The 18025-nt window shown below is 71.4% G+C and carries 19 protein-coding genes and 1 pseudogene; 7 read left to right on the top strand and 13 right to left on the bottom strand.

Annotated features, from left to right (window positions below; genetic code table 11):
- Position 1: 1 nt before the first annotated feature.
- The 5 genes from ABZU76_RS12135 to ABZU76_RS12155 all read right to left on the bottom strand — a co-directional run bounded on the left by ABZU76_RS12135 (position 2) and on the right by ABZU76_RS12155 (position 3920).
- Entirely contained in the window at positions 2 to 1051 is a 1050-nt protein-coding gene (locus tag ABZU76_RS12135; protein ID WP_354867900.1) for a methyltransferase domain-containing protein, read from the bottom strand.
- Between the two features lie 86 nt (positions 1052 to 1137).
- Entirely contained in the window at positions 1138 to 2364 is a 1227-nt protein-coding gene (locus ABZU76_RS12140) for a glycoside hydrolase family 18 protein (protein ID WP_354868422.1), read from the bottom strand.
- A gap of 208 nt (positions 2365 to 2572) precedes the next feature.
- Positions 2573 to 2887 carry a hypothetical protein gene (locus tag ABZU76_RS12145; RefSeq protein ID WP_354867903.1) on the bottom strand — a complete coding sequence of 105 codons (315 nt, stop codon included), beginning with the start codon at positions 2885 to 2887 and terminating at the stop codon, positions 2573 to 2575.
- An 86-nt stretch (positions 2888 to 2973) separates the two neighbouring features.
- Entirely contained in the window at positions 2974 to 3591 is a 618-nt protein-coding gene (locus ABZU76_RS12150) for a hypothetical protein (protein ID WP_354867906.1), read from the bottom strand.
- A complete protein-coding gene (locus tag ABZU76_RS12155) occupies positions 3588 to 3920 on the bottom strand; it encodes a helix-turn-helix transcriptional regulator (RefSeq protein ID WP_354867909.1) in 333 nt (110 codons plus the stop codon). Before ABZU76_RS12155 ends, ABZU76_RS12150 begins: the two co-directional genes overlap by 4 nt.
- A gap of 141 nt (positions 3921 to 4061) precedes the next feature.
- Between ABZU76_RS12155 and ABZU76_RS12160 the strand changes: the two genes are divergently transcribed.
- Both ABZU76_RS12160 and ABZU76_RS12165 read left to right on the top strand, forming a co-directional pair.
- The gene (locus tag ABZU76_RS12160; protein ID WP_354867912.1) at positions 4062 to 5834 is read left to right on the top strand and encodes a glycoside hydrolase family 18 protein; all 1773 of its coding nucleotides are present in this window, start codon (positions 4062 to 4064) and stop codon (positions 5832 to 5834) included.
- A gap of 89 nt (positions 5835 to 5923) precedes the next feature.
- Positions 5924 to 6673, top strand: a complete 750-nt coding sequence (locus tag ABZU76_RS12165; protein WP_354867915.1) for a short-chain dehydrogenase/reductase — start codon at positions 5924 to 5926, stop codon at positions 6671 to 6673.
- 1 nt (position 6674) lies between these two features.
- Here ABZU76_RS12165 and ABZU76_RS12170 read toward each other — a convergent pair whose 3' ends face one another.
- On the bottom strand, positions 6675 to 7334 hold the full coding sequence (locus ABZU76_RS12170; RefSeq protein ID WP_354867918.1) for a helix-turn-helix domain-containing protein: 660 nt from the start codon (positions 7332 to 7334) through the stop codon (positions 6675 to 6677).
- A gap of 134 nt (positions 7335 to 7468) precedes the next feature.
- Between ABZU76_RS12170 and ABZU76_RS12175 the strand changes: the two genes are divergently transcribed.
- On the top strand, positions 7469 to 8284 hold the full coding sequence (locus tag ABZU76_RS12175) for a class I SAM-dependent methyltransferase (RefSeq protein WP_354867921.1): 816 nt from the start codon (positions 7469 to 7471) through the stop codon (positions 8282 to 8284).
- Between the two features lie 119 nt (positions 8285 to 8403).
- Here the strand turns inward: ABZU76_RS12175 and ABZU76_RS12180 are convergent, their stop codons facing one another.
- Positions 8404 to 10362 (bottom strand): hypothetical protein, encoded by a 1959-nt coding sequence (locus tag ABZU76_RS12180; protein ID WP_354867924.1) that lies wholly within the window; start codon positions 10360 to 10362, stop codon positions 8404 to 8406.
- An 83-nt stretch (positions 10363 to 10445) separates the two neighbouring features.
- Entirely contained in the window at positions 10446 to 11270 is an 825-nt protein-coding gene (locus ABZU76_RS12185; RefSeq protein ID WP_354867927.1) for an oxidoreductase, read from the bottom strand.
- Positions 11271 to 11339: 69 nt separating this feature from the next.
- On the opposite strand from ABZU76_RS12185, the gene ABZU76_RS12190 reads away from it, so the two are divergent.
- Positions 11340 to 11879, top strand: coding sequence for a MarR family transcriptional regulator (locus ABZU76_RS12190; protein WP_354867929.1), 540 nt, complete (start codon positions 11340 to 11342; stop codon positions 11877 to 11879).
- Between the two features lie 7 nt (positions 11880 to 11886).
- Here ABZU76_RS12190 and ABZU76_RS12195 read toward each other — a convergent pair whose 3' ends face one another.
- On the bottom strand, positions 11887 to 12063 hold the full coding sequence (locus tag ABZU76_RS12195) for a hypothetical protein (protein ID WP_354867932.1): 177 nt from the start codon (positions 12061 to 12063) through the stop codon (positions 11887 to 11889).
- A 46-nt stretch (positions 12064 to 12109) separates the two neighbouring features.
- Positions 12110 to 12874: pseudogene (locus ABZU76_RS12200) on the bottom strand (aldo/keto reductase); the annotation flags it as partial.
- A gap of 90 nt (positions 12875 to 12964) precedes the next feature.
- Between ABZU76_RS12200 and ABZU76_RS12205 the strand changes: the two are divergent.
- Positions 12965 to 13366, top strand: coding sequence for a MerR family transcriptional regulator (locus ABZU76_RS12205; protein ID WP_354867935.1), 402 nt, complete (start codon positions 12965 to 12967; stop codon positions 13364 to 13366).
- Positions 13367 to 13413: 47 nt separating this feature from the next.
- On the opposite strand, the gene fdhA is transcribed toward ABZU76_RS12205, so the two are convergent.
- On the bottom strand, positions 13414 to 14628 hold the full coding sequence (fdhA, locus tag ABZU76_RS12210) for a formaldehyde dehydrogenase, glutathione-independent (RefSeq protein ID WP_354867937.1): 1215 nt from the start codon (positions 14626 to 14628) through the stop codon (positions 13414 to 13416).
- Positions 14629 to 14830: 202 nt separating this feature from the next.
- On the opposite strand from fdhA, the gene ABZU76_RS12215 reads away from it, so the two are divergent.
- Together ABZU76_RS12215 and ABZU76_RS12220 are read left to right on the top strand one after the other, a co-directional pair.
- Complete coding sequence (locus ABZU76_RS12215; protein ID WP_354867940.1) at positions 14831 to 15829, top strand: acetamidase/formamidase family protein; 999 nt, start codon at positions 14831 to 14833, stop codon at positions 15827 to 15829.
- Positions 15830 to 15840: 11 nt separating this feature from the next.
- Positions 15841 to 16602: an SDR family oxidoreductase gene (locus ABZU76_RS12220; protein ID WP_354867942.1), complete on the top strand. Its 762-nt coding sequence runs from the start codon at positions 15841 to 15843 to the stop codon at positions 16600 to 16602.
- A 3-nt stretch (positions 16603 to 16605) separates the two neighbouring features.
- Here ABZU76_RS12220 and ABZU76_RS12225 read toward each other — a convergent pair whose 3' ends face one another.
- Both ABZU76_RS12225 and ABZU76_RS12230 read right to left on the bottom strand, forming a co-directional pair.
- Positions 16606 to 17544 (bottom strand): alpha/beta hydrolase, encoded by a 939-nt coding sequence (locus ABZU76_RS12225; RefSeq protein WP_354867945.1) that lies wholly within the window; start codon positions 17542 to 17544, stop codon positions 16606 to 16608.
- Between the two features lie 139 nt (positions 17545 to 17683).
- Positions 17684 to 17959, bottom strand: coding sequence for a YggT family protein (locus ABZU76_RS12230; RefSeq protein WP_354867948.1), 276 nt, complete (start codon positions 17957 to 17959; stop codon positions 17684 to 17686).
- Positions 17960 to 18025: the final 66 nt, after the last annotated feature.

The raw sequence follows: 18025 nt of genomic DNA on the forward strand, positions 1-18025 counted from the left end.
CTCAGCCCAGCCGGTAGAAGCGCCACATGTCGTGGTCGATCGGCAGGGTCTCGACGCGGTCGAACCCGGCTTCGCGCGCATAGGCCTCGACGGTCGAGCGGCGGATCGCGGTGCCGGTGGCGGCCGAGCTCGGGCTGCTCATGCTGTCGGGCAGGCAGATCGACACGCTGAACCCGTACATCAGCCGCTCGACGGCGTCGCCGGGTGCGGTGAACTCGTCGGCGACCTTCATGTCGGCCACGAGCACCGTCCCGCCGAGGCCGCGCATCGCCGCGAGCGCTTGGACGGGGTAGGGCAGGTCGTGGAGGCATTCGAAGGCCATCACGAGGTCGTACGGCTCGGCCTCGACCGTGCCGATGTCCTGGCGGTGCACGGTGATCCGGTCGGCGAGGCCGGTTTCGGCGACGTTGGTCCGGGCGAGATCCACCGAGGCTTGGTCGAGGTCGTACGCGTCGACGTGGGTCTGGGGGAATGCGCGCGCCAGGGCGATCGCGGCCCAGCCGCCACCGCAGCCGATGTCGGCGACGCGCGACGGTCCGTCGGCCAGGCGTGCGAGCACGTCGGGCATCGCGGGCAACCACTGGGGTGCCAGCAGGTGCAGGAAACCCGGACGGTTGAGCGCCGCCTGAGATTCGCGCATGTCGGCGCCGTAGCCTGCCCACGGGAAGCCGTGGCCGGTGCGGAACGCCTCCGCGACCTCGGGCACGTGCCCGGCAGCGCTCACGAGCTGGCGCGCGAGCGGGCTGAGGTAGGCGAGTGAGTCCTCGTCGGCGAGCACCGTCTCGGCGCCGGGGGCGAAGCGGTAGTGCCGTTCGGTGTCGGTGCCCGTGACCTCCAGGAACCCCGACACCGCCTGCTGTTCGAGCCATTCGCGGGCGCATCGCTCGTCAGTGCCGGTCGTCTCCGCGAGCTGGGCGGGCGTGCGGTCGCCGCCGGCGAGGGAGCGGTAGTAGCCGAGGCGGTCGCCGAGCGCGATGGCGATGACGTCGGAAGTCGCGACGGCGGCGTCGAACACGCGCGCGGCCATGACTTCGGCGGGGTCTTCGGGCATCACCCAGTATTTGCAGAGCCGCCCGAACCGGACAACGACGGGCTTTTCACCGGGGCCCGGGCTCGTGGCCCGGGCCCCGGCGGCGATCAGCGGGCGATCGCGGTGAGCAGTTCGGCGTTCGTGGTGTCGCCGGAGAGCTCCCACGCGAAGACGCCACCGAGCCCCTGTGACTTCGCGTAGCCGGCCTTGGCCGACGCCGTCGCGGGAGTGTCGTAGCTCCACCACTGCGAGCCGCACTTCGCGTAAGCGGTGCCGGCGACGAGACCGTTGGACGGGCACGTGGTCTTGAGGACCTTGTAGTTCTCCACGCCGTCCTCACCCGTGGTGGTGCCCTTCACCGGGCCGGTCGCGGTGCCGCCGGGCTGCTTCTGCGTGACGCCGTCCCAGCCGCGGCCGTAGAACCCGAGGCCCAGCAACAGCTTCGCCGACGGCACGCCGTCACGACGCAGCTTCTGGACGGCGGCGTCGGCGTAGAACCCCGCGGTGGGGATGCCGTAGTACGACCGCAGCGGCGAATGCGGCGCCGTGGGACCGGTCGGGGTGGCGCCGGCGACGAAGTAGTCGTAGGTCATCACGTTGTACCAGTCGAGGTAGCGGCTCGCGCCCGCGTAGTCGGTGGCGTCGATCTTGCCGCCGGGCGTGCCGTCCGCGGTGATCGCCGCGGTCACGAGCTGCTTCCCGAACTTGGCGCGCAGCGCCTGGACGACCTTGGTGAAGGCGTCCGGGCCGCTGGCGTCGCACTCGAGGCCGCACCCGTTGGGGTACTCCCAGTCGACGTCGATGCCGTCGAAGAGCCCGGCCCAGCGCGGGTCGTTCACGAGGGCGTAGCAGGAGTCCGCGAACTTCGCGGGGTCTTTGGCCGCCTCGGTGAAGCCGGGGGAGAACGTCCAGCCGCCGAACGACCACAGGATCTTCAAGTTCGGGTGCAGCTTCTTGAGCTGCAGGAGCTGGTTGAAGCTGCCGTGCAACGCGCCGGGTTCCGCGCTGTCGGCCTGCCCGTCGACGCTCGTGGCGGCGTCGTAGGGCTGATCGGCGTCGGCCCACTCGTCACCGAACGCGCACTGGCCCGCGGAGACGGTGCCGAACGCGTAGTTGATGTGGGTGAGCTTCGCGGCGGAGCCTGAGGTCTCGATGTCCTTGACGTGGTAATTGCGGGCGTACACGTCCCAGTCGGCGAAGTAGGCCATGACCTTGTGGTCTTGCCCGTGGTTCGCCGCGGCTGGGGTAGGTGCCAGTGTGGTCGCCGAGCTCGGCGCCGCGAGCGAGGCGAGCACCAGGGCCACCCCGGCCCCGGCCGTGACCAGACGTCTCAGCACGATCGTTTTCCCTTCGACGGGGGAAGAAGACCGCCGGACGCTAACAGGTCCAGACCAATGGGGACAGGGTTCGCCGTGAGAGCGGGCAGCAACGCGGCCCGTTTTGACCAGGCCGACGCGTGGGCACGGGTGGGGCTCCTGGTTCTGGCCCCGCTCGGGAACAGGCCGCCGCTCGAACGTGCCGCGGACGACTCCCCGGCTCGGATCAGGCGGGCTTGACCTCGCAGCGCCACGCGCCGCCGGCGCCGCGGGTGCACGTGAGCTGCTGCTCGTCGGTCGCGCCACCGGGCCGGAGCCACGGCATCACGGTGTCGCCGGCGATGAGCGCGTCGAGCGTCTGCAGCTGCGGGTCGCGCGGCTCGGGGTGGTGCTCGTACCCGGCCCGCCCGAGCGCCAGCGCGATGGCCATCCCGAGCAGGTTGACGTCGTTCGCGTCGGTCGGTAGCTCGCCGCCCTCGGGGCGCAGCCGCACCCCGGCCTCGGGCGAGGGGACGATCGCTGCGGTGTAGCTGTCGGACATCAGCCGGCACTCTCCGTTCGTGGACCTTCGGACGGGGTTCAGCCTATTTCGCCCGCTCACCGGTGTCACCGGCGACCCGCCGGGGCTCAGCCCAGCGCGCGCCGCAGCCGGGGTGCGCGCACCAGGACCCGGCACGCGTAGCGGATCTGCGCCCAGCGGCCGCTCCTGGTCCGGGCGAGGTCGTGTAGCTCCGAGAGGAACAGCTCGGCGTACTCGGCCCGGCTCCCGGCCGGCAGCAGCGCCGCCGCGCACGTGGCCGTCACGCGGGAGAACGCGATCACCTGCGCCGGGCTCGCCGCCGGTCCCGCCCACCCGCGCCAGCGGGGACTCCACGAGCCGAACCCGTGGTCGCAGAGCACGGCGGCCACGTCCGTGCGCGCCGCGCAGAGCTGGTCCACCACCTCGATCACGCAGCGGCGCGCAAGGTCGTGGTCGTCGCGCCCGCTGCCCTCGCCGACCAGCGCCAGCGCGCGCCACGCGTAGGCGCGGGCGTTGCCGAGCGCGGGTCCCAGCTCGGCGGCGCCCGCGAGGTCGCCCGTCACGTCGAGCTCGCGGCACAGGTCGTCCAGCCGCCCGCCGACGAGCGGCAGGTCGATCACGCGGTGCGAGCTGCTCAGGTGGGGGAGCAGCGTCGCCGCGACGCGATCGTGGGTCCGGCCGAGCATCCGGTCCAGCCCCAATAGCAAGTCGAGCGGCGGGTTCACCGCGCATCCCCGGCCAGGCCCGGGCGCAGCCGCGTCAACGCGCGCGCCGAGGTTTCCGCGCGGTGCAACGCTTCCCGCGCGGCCTCGAGGCCGTCGGGGTCGAGCCGGTAGTAGCGCCGCCGCGGCCGGCCCGCCTCCGACGGATCCGCTTCCTCCCACCGCGACCGCAGCCAGCCCGCCTTCTCAAGGCGCGCGAGGATCGGGTGGATCGTGCCGCTGGGCAGCCCGGCGGCAGCGCAGATCTCGAGCCCGTACAGCTCCTGGGCGGGTTCCCGCAGCAGCGCGTGGAGCACCAGCTGGGTCGGGAGGGTCATCCGGGGACCGGCCATGCAAGAACTCTACCTAGCCCCCGTGCCCGGGGGAAGCCCCGGCCGCGGCTCGGCGTCCGGGTGGGCTTCGGGAAGTGGTCTGGACATTTCGCACATTGGTCCAGACAATAGGCATCTCCCCGCCGAAGCCGGAGGTACGCGATGAGGCGTTCCCGACTGTCCGTGTTCCTGGCCGCGTTCGCCGTGGCCCTGGGTGGGCTCGTGGCCGTGCCCGGCAGTGCCGGGGCCGCGAACCTGCTGGTCAACCCCGGGTTCGACGCCGGGTCGACGGCCGGGTGGGAGTGTGCGGGCGGGGCGGTCACCGTGGCCTCGCCGGTGCGTTCGGGGGCGGGGGCGTTGGCCGTGACGGCGTCCGCGGCGGACACCGGGCAGTGCAGCCAGACGGTGTCCGTGCGGCCGAACATGACCTACGCCGTCGAGGCGTGGGTGCGGGGCAATCCGGTGTACCTGGGGGTCACCGGAGGGCCTTCGACGTGGACGGGCTCGGGTGACTACACGCGCCTGGCGCTGTCGTTCACCACAGGCGCGAGCCAGACGTCCGCGCAGCTCTACCTGCACGGCTGGTACGGCGGCGGCACCTACTACGCCGACGACGTCAGCCTCGACGGCCCGGGCGGCGGGACCCCCGGCGCACCCGCCGCGCCGGCAGCGCCCAAGCTCGGCGCGGTCACCAGCACGTCGATCGGCCTGACGTGGACCGCGCCGGCGGGCACCGTGACCGGCTACCGCGTTTATGAGGACGGCACGCTGCGCACGACCGTCACCGGCACTTCGGCGACGTTGACCGGGCTGTCGCCGTGCACCTCGCACAGCTACACGATCGCCGCGTACAACACGGCGGGGGAGTCGCCGCGCAGCGCCACCGTTTCGGGCAGCACCGGAGGCTGCACCAACGCCGGCCTGCCGAAGCACGCCCTCATCGGCTACCTGCACGCCAGCTTCGCCAACGGCTCCGGCTACGTCCGCATGGCCGACGTTCCCGACGCGTGGGACATCATCGACCTCGCGTTCGGCGAGCCGACCACGCCCACGTCCGGCGACATCCGATTCAACCGCTGCCCGGCGACCGAATGCGCCGGCGTGGAGAGCGACGCCGACGTCATCGCGGCGATCCGCGCGAAGCAGGCGCAGGGCAAGAAGGTGCTCATCTCCATCGGCGGCGAGAAGGGCCAGGTGCAGCTCACCACCACGGCCGCGCGCGACGCGTTCGTCAGCTCCGTCTCCGCGATCATCGACAAGTACGGCCTCGACGGGCTCGACGTCGACTTCGAGGGCCACTCGCTGTCGCTGAACGCGGGCGACACCGACTTCCGCAACCCGACCACCCCCGTCGTGGTCAACCTGATCTCCGCCCTCAAAACGCTGAAATCCCGCTACGGCAGCGGGTTCGTGCTCACGATGGCGCCCGAGACGTTCTTCGTGCAGGTCGGCTACCAGTTCTACGGCGGCTCGTCGGCCGGTGACCAGCGCACCGGCGCGTACCTGCCGGTGATCAACGCCCTGCGCGACTCGCTGACCGTGCTGCACGTCCAGGACTACAACTCCGGGCCGGTCATGGGCCTGGACAACCAGTACCACACCATGGGCGGCGCCGACTTCCACATCGCGATGACCGACATGCTCAAGGCCGGCTTCCCCGTCGCCGGCGGTGCGTTCTTCCCCGGCCTGCGCGACGACCAGATCGCGCTCGGCGTCCCGGCGACCGTCAACGCGGGCAACGGCTACACCGCCCCCGCCGACGTGCAGACCGCCCTGACCTGCCTGGCGAAGGGCACGGGCTGCGGCGGCTACACCCTGCGCGGCGGCACCGTGCCGGGCCTGCGGGGGCTCATGACGTGGTCGATCAACTGGGACCACTTCTCGGGCTGGGCGTTCCAGAACGCGCACGCGCCGTTCCTGGACACGCTCCCCTGAGACACCCTGCCTGAGACGAACGAGACATGGCAGGCCGCCGGCGATCTTCGGCAGACTGGGAACCACCCCGAAGATCGTGAGGACAACCGATGGACCTGAAACTCCGCGGCAGGCGCGCCCTGGTGACCGGCGCGTCGAAGGGCATCGGCGCGGCCGTGGCCGAGGTGCTCGCCGCCGAGGGCAGCCACCTGCACCTGGCCGCGCGCAGCGGCGAGGCGCTCGAAGCCCTCGCCCGGAGGCTGCGGGAGGCGCACGGGGTCGAGGTGACCGTGCACGTCGTCGACCTGCGCGAAACGGCCGATCTCGAACGGCTCGCCGAGGCCACGGCCGACGCCGACATCCTCGTGAACAACGCCGGCGACATCCCGGCCGGCACGCTCGACCAGGTCGGCCCCGACCGGTGGCGGCACGCGTGGGACCTCAAGGTCTTCGGCTACGTCGACCTCACCCGGCTCGTCTACGCGCGGCTTCGTGAGCAGGGCCGCGGTGTGATCGTCAACGTGATCGGTGCCGGCGGTGAGCGGCCGAAGCCGGAGTACATCGCCGGCGGCGCGGGCAACGCGGCGCTGATGGCCTTCACCCGGGCGCTCGGCGCCGAGGGCCCGCGCGACGGCGTGCGCGTGGTCGGCGTGAACCCCGGTCCGGTCGCGACCGAGCGGATCACCACCATGCGCGCGGCCAACGACGACGTCGACGCGAGCTTCGCCGCGCTGCCCTCGCGCCGGGTCGCCGAGCCGGGCGAGGTCGCAGACCTGGTGGCGTTCCTGGCCTCGGCCCGCGCGGACTACATCAGCGGCACCATCGTGACCATCGACGGCGGGATGTCCGCCGCGTCCTGATTCACCCCGCGGCGAAGACGTGCCGCCACCGTTCGGCCGAGTCGGCGAGGTCGCGGCCGACGTGGTCGAAGTAGTCGCCCATCGCGGCCAGCCGCGCGGCGGCGGGGGAGCCGGCCAGCAGGCCGGCGCCTTTGCGCGCCGAGGTGGCCCACGCGGTGCAGATGTCGGCTTCGCGGCGGCACGAGCGGTACCACGCGTCGTCGTCGACCCGGTAGTGCTCGCGGCTGCCGGGCTCGCTGACGCGGCGGACGAGCTCCAGTTGCTCCAGGTACGCGATCGCCTTGGACACCGACGCCGGGCTCACGCGCACGCGCGCCACGAGGTCCGTCGCGGAGAGCGTGCGCCGGTCGCTGGTGAGGAGCGTGGCGAGGACGCGGGCCGGCATGCGCGGGAGTCCGGTGTGGACCATCATCTCCGTGAACCGCTCCTCGAACCCGCTCACCGCCGGCGCGCCCGCGGGCACGCGCCGGCCCCGCTCGTGCGTGGCCTCCTGGGCGTGGTCGGCCCGGTAGCCGCGCGGGCCGCCGTTGCGCCGGACTTCCCGGCTCACGGTCGACGTCGGTCGCCCGAGCAGCCGCGCGATCTCGGCGTAGGAGAGCCCGGCTTTCAGCCCCTCGGCGACGCCTTGACGGTCCTCGTGGGTCAGACGGCTTCCCGGCATGCGCCCGAGCGTACCCCGTCATTGCAACAAAGGTGCCCCGTTGCACTCGTGCCAGCCATTGCAACACAAGGAAAACCCGAGTTGACGGACCCGGTGATCAGTCGTAGTTTCCGGATCGGGAAAAGGGGGTCACCATGGACACGACGGCGTTCACCGCGGTGGAGAACAGCCTGTACCTCACGCTCGACGGCCGCGCGCTCGACGCCCGCGCACCCCGCCCGGTGCTCGGCGACCCCACGGCCGCGGGCGTCGTGGCGGCGCTCGGGCACGACCCCGCCGCGGGGCCGCTGGTGAAGAGCCAGGTGTTCGACATCGCCGTGCGCTCGCGCATGCTCGACGACGTGGTGCGCTCGTTCGTCGGCCGCCACCCCGACGCCGTGGTGCTGGAGCTCGGCTGCGGCCTCGACGGCCGGATCGAACGCGTGCGGCCACCCTCCACAGTGGACTGGTACGACCTCGACCTGCCCGCCGTCGTCTCGGTGCGCGAACGGCTCCTGCCGCCGCCCGCGAACGTCCACCCGGTGGCCGCCGACCTCACCGACCCGGCGTGGCTCGAGCGGATCCCGGCCGACCGGCCCGCCGTCGCGGTCGCCGACGGGCTCGTCGCCTTCCTGCCGCAGGACGCGTTCGTCGCCCTGCTCGCCGGGATCGCCGGGCGCTTCCCGACGGGCGAGATCGCGTTCAACAGCTACACGCGCTTCCACGTCTGGGCCATCAAGCACTACCGCGGCACCGGTTCCATCGCGGGCGTCGTGACCAACCCCGGCTTCGACGACCCGCGCGCCCCGCAGCGCTGGGTGCCGCAACTGGAGCTGGTCGACGAGCAGTTCGCGTCCCGCGCGCCCGAGGTCGCGTTGCAGCCGCCGGCGCTGCGCTGGTTCACCCGGCTGGCGGCCCGCAGCACGGCGGTGGCCAGGCGGGGGACGTGCGTGCTGCGCTACCGCTTCTGACTCACGCGTCCGGGGTCGATGTGGCTCTGCCCGATGGTGGTTCGGATCATGGCCATGCTTCTGACCGGGTGATCTGGGGCTCTGGTGGGAGGTTGCCGGCATCGGGGCGAGGCCCTCGATCAGGCGAGCATCGGTTCGATCAGGAACGGCCGGTATCCAGCGATCTCGGGCAGGTCGAAGTGCTCGAACGCCTCTCGCCGCAGGTGCCACCGGATGATGCGGCGGGTCGACGCGTGGTGTGGCTGGGAAAAGACGAGCGTGTCGGGGGTTTCCCAGATCGGGGCGGTCGGCGGGATTTCGCCGACCTCGCAGCCCTCGGGGAGCGGGTGTTCGGTGATGGTCCCGGTGGTCAGGTCGAGCAGCATCAAAGTGAGCGGGTTGTGCTGGAACGAATACATGCTCGCGCCACCCGGGACGAAGCGGCCGCGCGGGGTGTCCACCGTCCGCTGCCGCTCGCCCGACGCGGTGAACACCGCCAATCCCTGCGCGTCTTCGCGCACGTCGGCGCCAGACAGAGGATCGAGTCGATGCACCGGCGAGGCGAGATCCACGGGTTCTCGGCCCGGAACCCAGCGAGAGGTGGTGAACACCGCTCCGCCCGACCTGGTGAAGAAGTAGACAGCGCCGTCGTGGATGCCCAGGACGTGGCGCGTGAGGTTTTCCGATCTCGGCAGGCTCCACGCTTCCTCCGTTGTCACGTCGAAGAAGTGCACTTGATCCCACGGTTGCCGGCCGGTGTGCATCTGCACTCCGGCCAAGTGCTGTCCGTCCGCGCTGCGAACGGGCTGGAAGCCCAGGTCCACCGGAAGCCGGGTCCCGGCCCCGGCCCAGGTCATCAGTTGTCCTTGCCCGGCTGAGGCGGTGACGTAGATGCCTGCCGGGGTCTCGAACGCGCGGTAGCGGTAGTCGCTGTCGACCCGGCCCAGGACGACAGGTTCCCCGGCGCGCCACACGACGACCGTGCCATCGGCGGCGATGAACCCCGCACGCGGCGGAGCACCGGCCACGGTCACCGGTTCTTCCCTGCGAACGCTCCGGGGGGCGACCCGCGGTACCAGCCCGGTTCGCAGCGGCGGGCGAGGAAGTGCTGTGACAGTGCCGTTTCCCCGTCGGATCAGTTTGTCTTCGGCCGCGTACTCGAGTAGCGGTTCGATCGTTTCCCCAGGGACAGCCAGCAATGCGGCCAGGTCCTCGATGCGCGCCGGATTCGACCAGGCGGCGATGCCGGTGACATCGGCGGCGAGCCAGATGTACGCGCTGCGCACCGCGTCGGCATTCACCCGGGCCGCCAGTTCACCTGGTAAGTCGAGCGCTTCCGTGGCCCGCCGTGGCGCGCCCGGGGAGAATCTTCCGGCACCGTCGTCCACGATCAGCCCCGCGGCGACCAGCAGCGGGATCGCGTCCCGGCGCGTGCGCGGCGGATCGACACCCAGCTGGGCGCACACCCCGGCCGACCGCCGTGGCTCGTCGGGCAGCGGTTCGTCGAGCCAGCCGTCCGGACGTTGCATACCGGCGAGCGTGAGGAACCACGACACCTCGATGACGTGATAACCGAGCACCTGCTGCCACCCCGGGTTCGCCGAGCGAACCGCCGCACGTGTGCGTTTCAGCCACCGCGGTGCCTCCGGGGTGCCCGGCACCGGCCAGGACTGGATCAGCCAGACGTCTCCTTCTTCGCCGCCGTCCGCGGCTTTTCGGCACACCCGGACGCGAAAGAGTCCCTTCGCACCGAGACTCAGTTCGTCGCCGAAGGTCCCACCCGTCAGCGTTCCCAGGCTCACGACCCCCGAGCGGCTGTGAAACGGCGTCTCGACGATGTCTTCCCAGTCCCCGAGCCGCACGTCGGGCGGCTCGTCGTGCGCTTCCCAGCGAACCGCTTGGTAGGGATCGCCGGCCGTGCCGTGCAGCCACCCGTCGCCCGCAGTCGCGACCGTGCCGGACAACGCGTTGGTCGCGAGCTCGCCGAGCAGCTCGGTGCTCAGCGAGGGCAGACCGTCCTCGCGGTACACGTCGCGGAACACAACGGTCCCGTATTCGGGCAGGTACTCGTCGTCCTCACAGAACCCCAGAATCGTCACGCCGGGCACGTTAGCGCCCGGCACCGACAATTCCGGTGGCGATCGCTTTCACCGGAAGTGCGCGGCTCGGCAGAAGGAACGACTCACGCGTCCGGATAGCGGGTGTCGAGTGCCAGAGCCTCCCACTCCGCCAAGTCCGCCAGCTGTTTCTCCAGCTTCGCCCTGATTCGCGTGACCGCTTCGGGCCCGAGTGGCAGCCGCAGCGGTGCGTCGGGGGTGTCGACGAGCTTCAGGATGGCCGCGGCGGCGCGGGCGGGGTCGTTGGGCTGGTGGCCGTCCTGTCCGGAGAACTGCGAGCGCAGCCGGCCGGCAGGGGTGTCGGCGTAGTCGGCGATCGGGTCGGCGAACGTCATGGACCGGCCGGCGAACTCGGTGCGGAACGGGCCCGGCTCGACGATGCTGACGCGGATCCCGAGCGGCCCCACCTCGCCGGCGAGGGCTTCGGACAGGCCTTCCAGCGCGAACTTCGACGTCGCGTAGATCGCGTGGCCCGGGTTGCCGACGACGCCGCCCACCGACGAGAGCTGCACGATGTGCCCGCTGCGCCGCGCGCGCAAGTGGGGCAGGGCGGCGCGCGTCACGGCGAGCACGCCGAACACGTTGGTCTCCATGACCTTGCGCGTCTGCTCGTCGGTGAGCTCTTCGAGCGCGCCGATGAGGCCGTGGCCCGCGTTGTTCACGAGGACGTCGATCTGCCCGTACTCGGCGAGCGCGGCGTCGACGGCCGAGCGGATCGACGCGGGGTCGGTCACGTCGAGGCGCGCGACGAGCGCACGGTCGGCGAAGTCCTTCACCGACTCGACGTCTCGCGCGGTGGCCACGACCCGCTCGCCCCGCGCGAGCACCGCCTCGGCGAGCACCCGCCCGAAACCGGCGCTCGTGCCCGTGATGAACCAGACCCGGCTCATGTCCGTCTCCTCGATTCGCGGTATCTTGATACTCAAACCAAACTACCTTGAGACTCAAGGGAGTGTCCAGTGGACCAGGACTCGGTCGGCGCCGGCCTCGCGGCGTGGCTGCGCGTGATGCCCACCGGGGTCGACGCGGACGTCGAGGCCGCGCGCCAGCGGATCGGCCGGCTGTCGCGGCAGTTCGAGCAGGTGCTGGGCCGCGCGGCCGCCGCCCACGACCTCACCCCCGGCGACTGGCAGGCACTCTCGGCCCTGCACCGCTCCGGAGAACCGCCGGTGCTCACGCCCAAGGAGCTCGGTGACCTGCTGGGGGTCACGTCGGGCACCGTGAGCGTCCGCATCGACCGGCTCGCCCGCGCGGGGCTGGTCGAACGCGTCGCGGCCGCCGACGGACGCAGCCGCCCGATCCGTCTCACCCGCAAGGGCCGCGCCCGCTGGGCCGCCGCCACGAAGCAGCGCACCGACGACGAACGCGGCCTCTTCGCCGGCGCACTCGAACCCGACCGCCTGACGGCCCTCAACACGCTGCTGGCCGATCTCCTGGCCCGCTTCGAATCGGAGTTCGGACCGGCGTCCACAGTGGACCGGATCGGCGGCGAGGGCTGACCGGCCCTTACGAAAACCGGGCGAGGATGTTGTGCGGGAACGGCAGCTCGGGCGCGCTCACCTCCGTGAGCCGGTCGAGCACCGCGGCCGGCAGGTCCAGCGCCAGCGCCCCGAGCGTGTCCGTGAGCTGCCGCGCCGAGCGCGCCCCGACGAGGGTGCCCGCGATTCCGGGCCGCCGCAGCACCCCAGTGCAGCGCGACCTGCGCCGGCGTGTGGCCGGTCTCCGCGGCGACCTCACGGACAGCGTCGAGCACCGCCCAGCGCCGTTCGGAGTGCTTCGTGCCGTCGAGCCGGCCGGACCCGGCGCCGTCGCGAGAGTACTTGCCGGTGAGGAAGCCGCCGGCCAGCGCGCTCCAGGGCTGTACCGCGATGCCGAACTCCGCGGCGAGCGGGAGGTGCTCGGTCTCGATCGCGCGCTCCACCAGCGAGTACTCCAGCTGCATCGCCGTGATCGGCGGGCCGCCGAGCATCGCGGCCTTCGTGGCGTACCACGCGGGCACATCGCTCAGCCCCACCGCGCGGATCATGCCCGCGCGCACGAGGTCGTCGAAAGCCGCGACGACCTCCTCCGCCGGGGTGAACCCGTCCCACACGTGCAGCCAGTACAGGTCCACGTGGTCCACGCGCAGGCGCCGCAGCGACCGCTCCAGCGACGCGATCATGTTCTTGCGCCCGTTGCTGCGCCCCAGGACTTCGCGCACCGGCTCGCCGTCGACGAACCGCGGGCCCGAGTACTTCGTGGCCAGCACCAGCTCGTCGCGGTCGGGCACCTCGCGCAGGAACTCGCCGACGAGCTCCTCGCTGCGCCCGTCGCTGTAGTTGTCGGCTGTGTCGACGTAGTTGCCACCGGCGCCGACGTAGGTGCGGAACACGTCGCGCGAGGTCGCGTCGTCGGAGGAGAGGCCGCTCGGGCCGAACGTCATCGCACCCAGGGCCAGCGGCGAGACCCGCAGCCCGGAACGGCCCAGGGGCCGGTAGTCGTCCAAACCAGTCATGCCCCGAGCGAACAACCCGGACCGAGGTCCGGGTCAAGTCCCGGACCCGGAGCTTGACCTGGAGCGCGCTCCAGGTGGGAGTCTGGACGGGTGGATTCCTACTCACCCTCCGAAGTGACCGCCCGGACCGGCTTCAGCATCGACACGCTCCGCTACTACGAACGCATCGGCCTGCTGCGCGACGTCCACCGCACCGCGGGCGGGCGCCGCCGCTTCACCGAGGACGACCTGCGGTTCCTGCACCTGCTGCGCTGCCTGCGCGACACCGAGATGCCGATCGCGCAGATGCTGCGTTACGTGGAGTTGCTGCGCGAGGGCGACGACACCCAGGCCGAACGCCTCGCCGTGCTGCAGGACCACGAGACGCGCGTGACCGAGCAGATCGACCGGCTGCGCGGGCACCAGGAGCACATCCGGATGAAGATCGCCTTCTACGGTGCCGCGGTCGACCAGACGCCGCTGGAACAGACCGAAAACCTGGTTAAGGTCTGAGCCGAGCCGGTGGAGCGGCGTCGCGACGCCACCCCACCGGATGGTGCTCAGTTGAGCAGACCGTGCGGGTCCAGCACGTACTTGCGCGCCGCGCCCTGGTCGAACTCGTGGTAGCCGCGCGGCGCCTCGGTGAGCGCGATCGGTGTCGCGTTCACAGCCTTCGCGATCTGCACGCGGTCGTTCAGAATCGCCATCATCAGCTGCCGGTGGTACTTCATCACCGGGCACTGGCCCGTGGTGAACGAGTGCGATTTCGCCCAGCCAAGCCCGATCCGGATCGACAGCGAGCCCTGGCGCGCTGCCTCGTCGGCGGCACCGGGATCGCCCGTCACGTACAGGCCGGGAATGCCCAGCGCCCCGCCGGCGCGCGTGAGGTCCATCAGCGAGTTGAGCACCTCCGCGGGGTGCTCGGTGGCCGACTCCCGGCCGTGCCCCCGCGCCTCGAACCCGACGGCGTCGACCGCGCAGTCGACCTCCGGCTCACCCACGATGGCGGCGAGCTGGTCCTTCGGATCGCCCTGCGACACGTCGACGGTCTCGCAGCCGAAGCTGCGCGCCTGGGCGAGCCGCTCGGCGTTGAGATCGCCCACGATCACGACCGCGGCCCCGAGCAGCTGCGCCGACGCGGCGGCGGCCAGCCCTACCGGGCCGGCTCCCGCCACATAGACCGTCGAGCCCACCGTGACACCCGCCGTGACGCAGCCGTGGAAGCCGGTCGGGAAGATGTCCGACAGCATCGTGAGGTCCAGGATCTTCTCCATCGCCTGGTCACGGTCGGGGAACTTCAGCAGGTTCCAGTCCGCGTACGGCACCATCACGTACTCGGCCTGGCCGCCGACCCAGCCGCCCATGTCGACATAGCCGTAGGCCGAACCCGGCCGGTCCGGGTTCACGTTCAGGCAGATCCCGGTCTTGCCCTCCTTGCAGTTGCGGCACCGGCCGCACGCGATGTTGAAGGGCACCGAAACCACGTCGCCCTGCTTGATGAATTCCACGTCGCGACCGACTTCGACCACTTCGCCGGTGATCTCGTGGCCCAGTACCAGTCCCTGCGGTGCCGTCGTGCGCCCGCGGACCATGTGCTGGTCGGAGCCGCAGATATTGGTCGCGATGTTCTTCAGGATCACCCCGTGCTGGGTTTCTCGGCCCACGTTGGCCGGGTTCACCCCGGGCCCGTCCCGGAGCACGAAGCCGGGGTATTCGATCGACTCGACCTCGACCTTGCCCGGTTCCACGTAGCTGACCGCTTTGTTGCCTGCCATGAATTTCTTGCCGCCTTTCCTTGTTCGCCGGTGAACAGGTGGCGCGGCGTGGGACGTTCCCCCCGTCACGTCAGGCGGTCCATGCTAGGAAAGCGAACCATCTGCGTGAAGGGCCCGGCGCGCTGACTTGCCTGCGGACGCCCGGGTGGGCAAGATCGACCGCGGCGGGGGGCCGGGAATGCCACTGTCTTGAGGAGCCGCGGTGGAGATCGTCGAGTTCACCCCCGAACGCGAGCAGTACGCGTGGACTTTCGGTGGGGCGCAACCAATTCGCCGGGTCAAACCCGGCACTCTGATGAAGCTCTGGACGGAGGACGCGTTCAGCGGCCGGTTGCAGAGCGCGTCGGACAAGCCGAGTGAAAAACTCGACATGCGGGAGGTCAATCCGCAGACGGGACCGTTCTTTGTGGACGGCGCGGAACCCGGTGACACACTGGCGCTGCACTTCGTGGACCTGGAACCGGCGCGCGACTGGGCCGCGTCGGCGACCATCCCGTTCTTCGGCGGGCTCACCGCCACCGACCGCACGGCGATGCTGCACGAGCCGCTGCCCGAGCTGACCTGGATCTACCAGCTCGACCGCGAGAAGCAGGTCGTGGTGTTCGAGGCGCTGCGCGGCGACTTCCGCGTGGACCTGCCTGTGGAGCCGATGCTCGGCACGGTCGGCGTCGCCCCGGCGGGGCGTGAAGTGCGCACGTCGTTGGTGCCGGACATGTTCGGCGGCAACATGGACACGCCCGAGATGAAGGCGGGCGCCACCTGCTACCTCGGCGTGAACGTGCCGGGCGCGCTGTTCTCGGTCGGCGACGGGCACTACCGCCAGGGCGAGGGCGAGGCTTGTGGCACGGCCGTGGAAGGCGCCATGAACGTGACGCTGATCGTCGAGCTGATCAAGGGCGGTGCGCCGGTGTGGCCGCGCATCGAGCAGGACGAGAACTACGTGGTGGTCGCTTCCTCACGCCCGCTGGAAGACGCGTGGCGCTCGAGCCAGCACGGCATGATCGGCTGGCTCGGCGAGCTCTACGGGCTCGACCCGCTCGACGCCTACCAGCTGCTCACGCAGATCAGCCAGGCCCCGCTGGCCAACGTCGTCGACGCGAACTACAGCGCCGTCACCAAGATCGCCAAGCGCTTGCTGCCCACGGGCGAGGCGTACGGCGGAATGCACCGGTACCTGCGCGAGCAGGCCGCGAAGCTCTAGGAGGAAAACGCATGGATCTGCGGCTGGCCGGGCGCAAAGCCCTGGTGACCGGCGGTACCAAGGGGATCGGGCGCGCGGTCGTCGCCTCGCTCGCGGGTGAGGGCGCCGCGGTGGCGTTCTGCGCGCGTACCGAATCCGAAGTGCGCGCCACGGAGAAGGAGTTTCGCGACGCCGGCGCGACGGTGTCGGGCGAGGCCGTGGACGTCGCCGACGGCGCGGCGCTGACCGCGTGGGTCGAGCGTGCCGCGGCCGACCTGAACGGCCTCGACATCGTCGTGGCGAACGTCAGCGCCCTGGCCATCGGCCCGACCGAGGAGAACTGGCGCGCCAGCTTCGAGGTCGACCTCATGCACACGGTGCGCGTCGCCGAGACCGCGCTGCCGCACCTGGAACGCAGCGAGGCCGCCTCGATCATCGCCATCTCGAGCGTCTCGGGCCGCGAGATCGACTTCGCCGCCCCCGCGTACGGGACGATGAAGGCCGCCGTCGTGCACTACATCCAGGGCCTGGCGCTGCAGCTGGCGCCGAAGGGCATCCGCGCCAACACGGTGTCGCCCGGCAACACCTACTTCGAGGGCGGCATCTGGCACAGCACCGAGAGCGGCAACCCGGAGCTGTTCAACCAGGCACTGGGCCTCAACCCGATGGGCCGCATGGGCACGCCGGAGGAGATTGCCTACGCGGTGACCGTGCTGGCGAGCCCGCTGGCCTCGTTCATCACCGGCACCAACCTGGTGGCCGACGGCGCTCTCACGCGGGGTGTGCAGCTGTAGGTCTCAGTTCTGTCCGGCGCTGTGGTGTTCGGCGCTCCGCGTCCTCGGGCTCGGAGCGCCGAGCCGTTCGCGGAGGAAGTCGATGCCCGCGGTGGTCATGGTTTCGCGGGTACCGAGACCGTAGATGTGGCCGGCGTCCTCGAGCCACTTGAACTCGGCATCGGCGCCTGCCTGCCAGTACGTGGCGACGAGGGTTTCGCTCTGGGTGATGGGCACGACGTCGTCGGCGGTGCCGTGCACGACCAGCAACGGCGCGGCGGACTCGCTCACGTGCGTGAGCGGGCTGGCCGCGGCGGCGAGCGCCGGGTGCTGCGCGGGCGCGCCTCCGAGCAGCCACGCGTGCGGGTCTTCGCCGGTGGCGTGGAACGGTGAGCTCGGCGGAGGCGGCGGCAGCCGCGTGAAGTCCGACGGCGGGCTCCACGCCACAGCCGCCTGAACGTCGCTGTCCGGGCCGAGCACGCCGATGTCGCCTTCCAGCTCCGGCCGGCCGCCGGTCACGGCGAGCATCACCGCGAGGTGCCCGCCCGCGGCGTGGCCCCAAGCGGCGAACCGCTCCGGGTCCAGCGCCAGCGCCGGGTGATGGTGACGCAGCCAGCGAACCGCGGCCTTCACGTCGTGCAGCTGCGCCGGGTACACCGCTTCGCGGCTGTGTCTGAAGTGGACCAAGGCCACGGCGAACCCGGCCGCGGGCAAGCGTTCCGCGAGGTACCGCCCGAGCGGCGCGTGCTTGGGCGAACCCACGGCGAACGCGCCGCCGTGCACGAACACGACCACCGGCCACCCGGTGGGCGGCGGCGGACCGGCCGGCACGGCGAGGTCGAGCAGCAGCGGCCGGTAGCCGAGCAGGGGAGCGACCACGGCGTCGCGGTAGAGCACCCGGCCGGCGGCAGGCTCGGGGTCCGGCGGGGCCGTCTGCGGGAGAACGGGGAGCACCTGGGTCACGAGCCGACTATCACCCACCCCGGCCCCCGACCGGTAGCCGTACCAGGAAGCGGGACGAGGTGGTGTTTTCCCGGCATCCGGACCGATTTCGCGCAGGCCGTGAGGTGCTGCCCCTCGCCCGGGCGGTGAGGGGCAGCCGTCACAGGGCGAACGCGATCGACCGCACGATCACCGCCGCGAAGAACACCACGGTGAACGCGAGATCGATCGACAGCCCGCCGGCGCGCACGGGCCGCAGCACGCGGCGCACGGGCGCGATCACGGGCTCGGTCGCGCGGTGGCTGTAGTAGCGCGCTTTCCCGAGCCAGGGCGGCCCGGTCGTCGCCAGGCGCGTCCAGTCCAGGATCATGCGCGCGATCAGCAGCAGGATGAACAGGGTCAGCACGTACCCGACCAGCGTTCCGATCAGGCTCATCACACACTCCTCAGGGTGGGTCGTTCACCTGGTTCAACGCCGGGCAGGCCCAAGGAGTGTCCCGTT

Source organism: Amycolatopsis sp. NPDC005232 (genome assembly GCF_040607795.1).
Lineage (GTDB): Bacteria > Actinomycetota > Actinomycetes > Mycobacteriales > Pseudonocardiaceae > Amycolatopsis.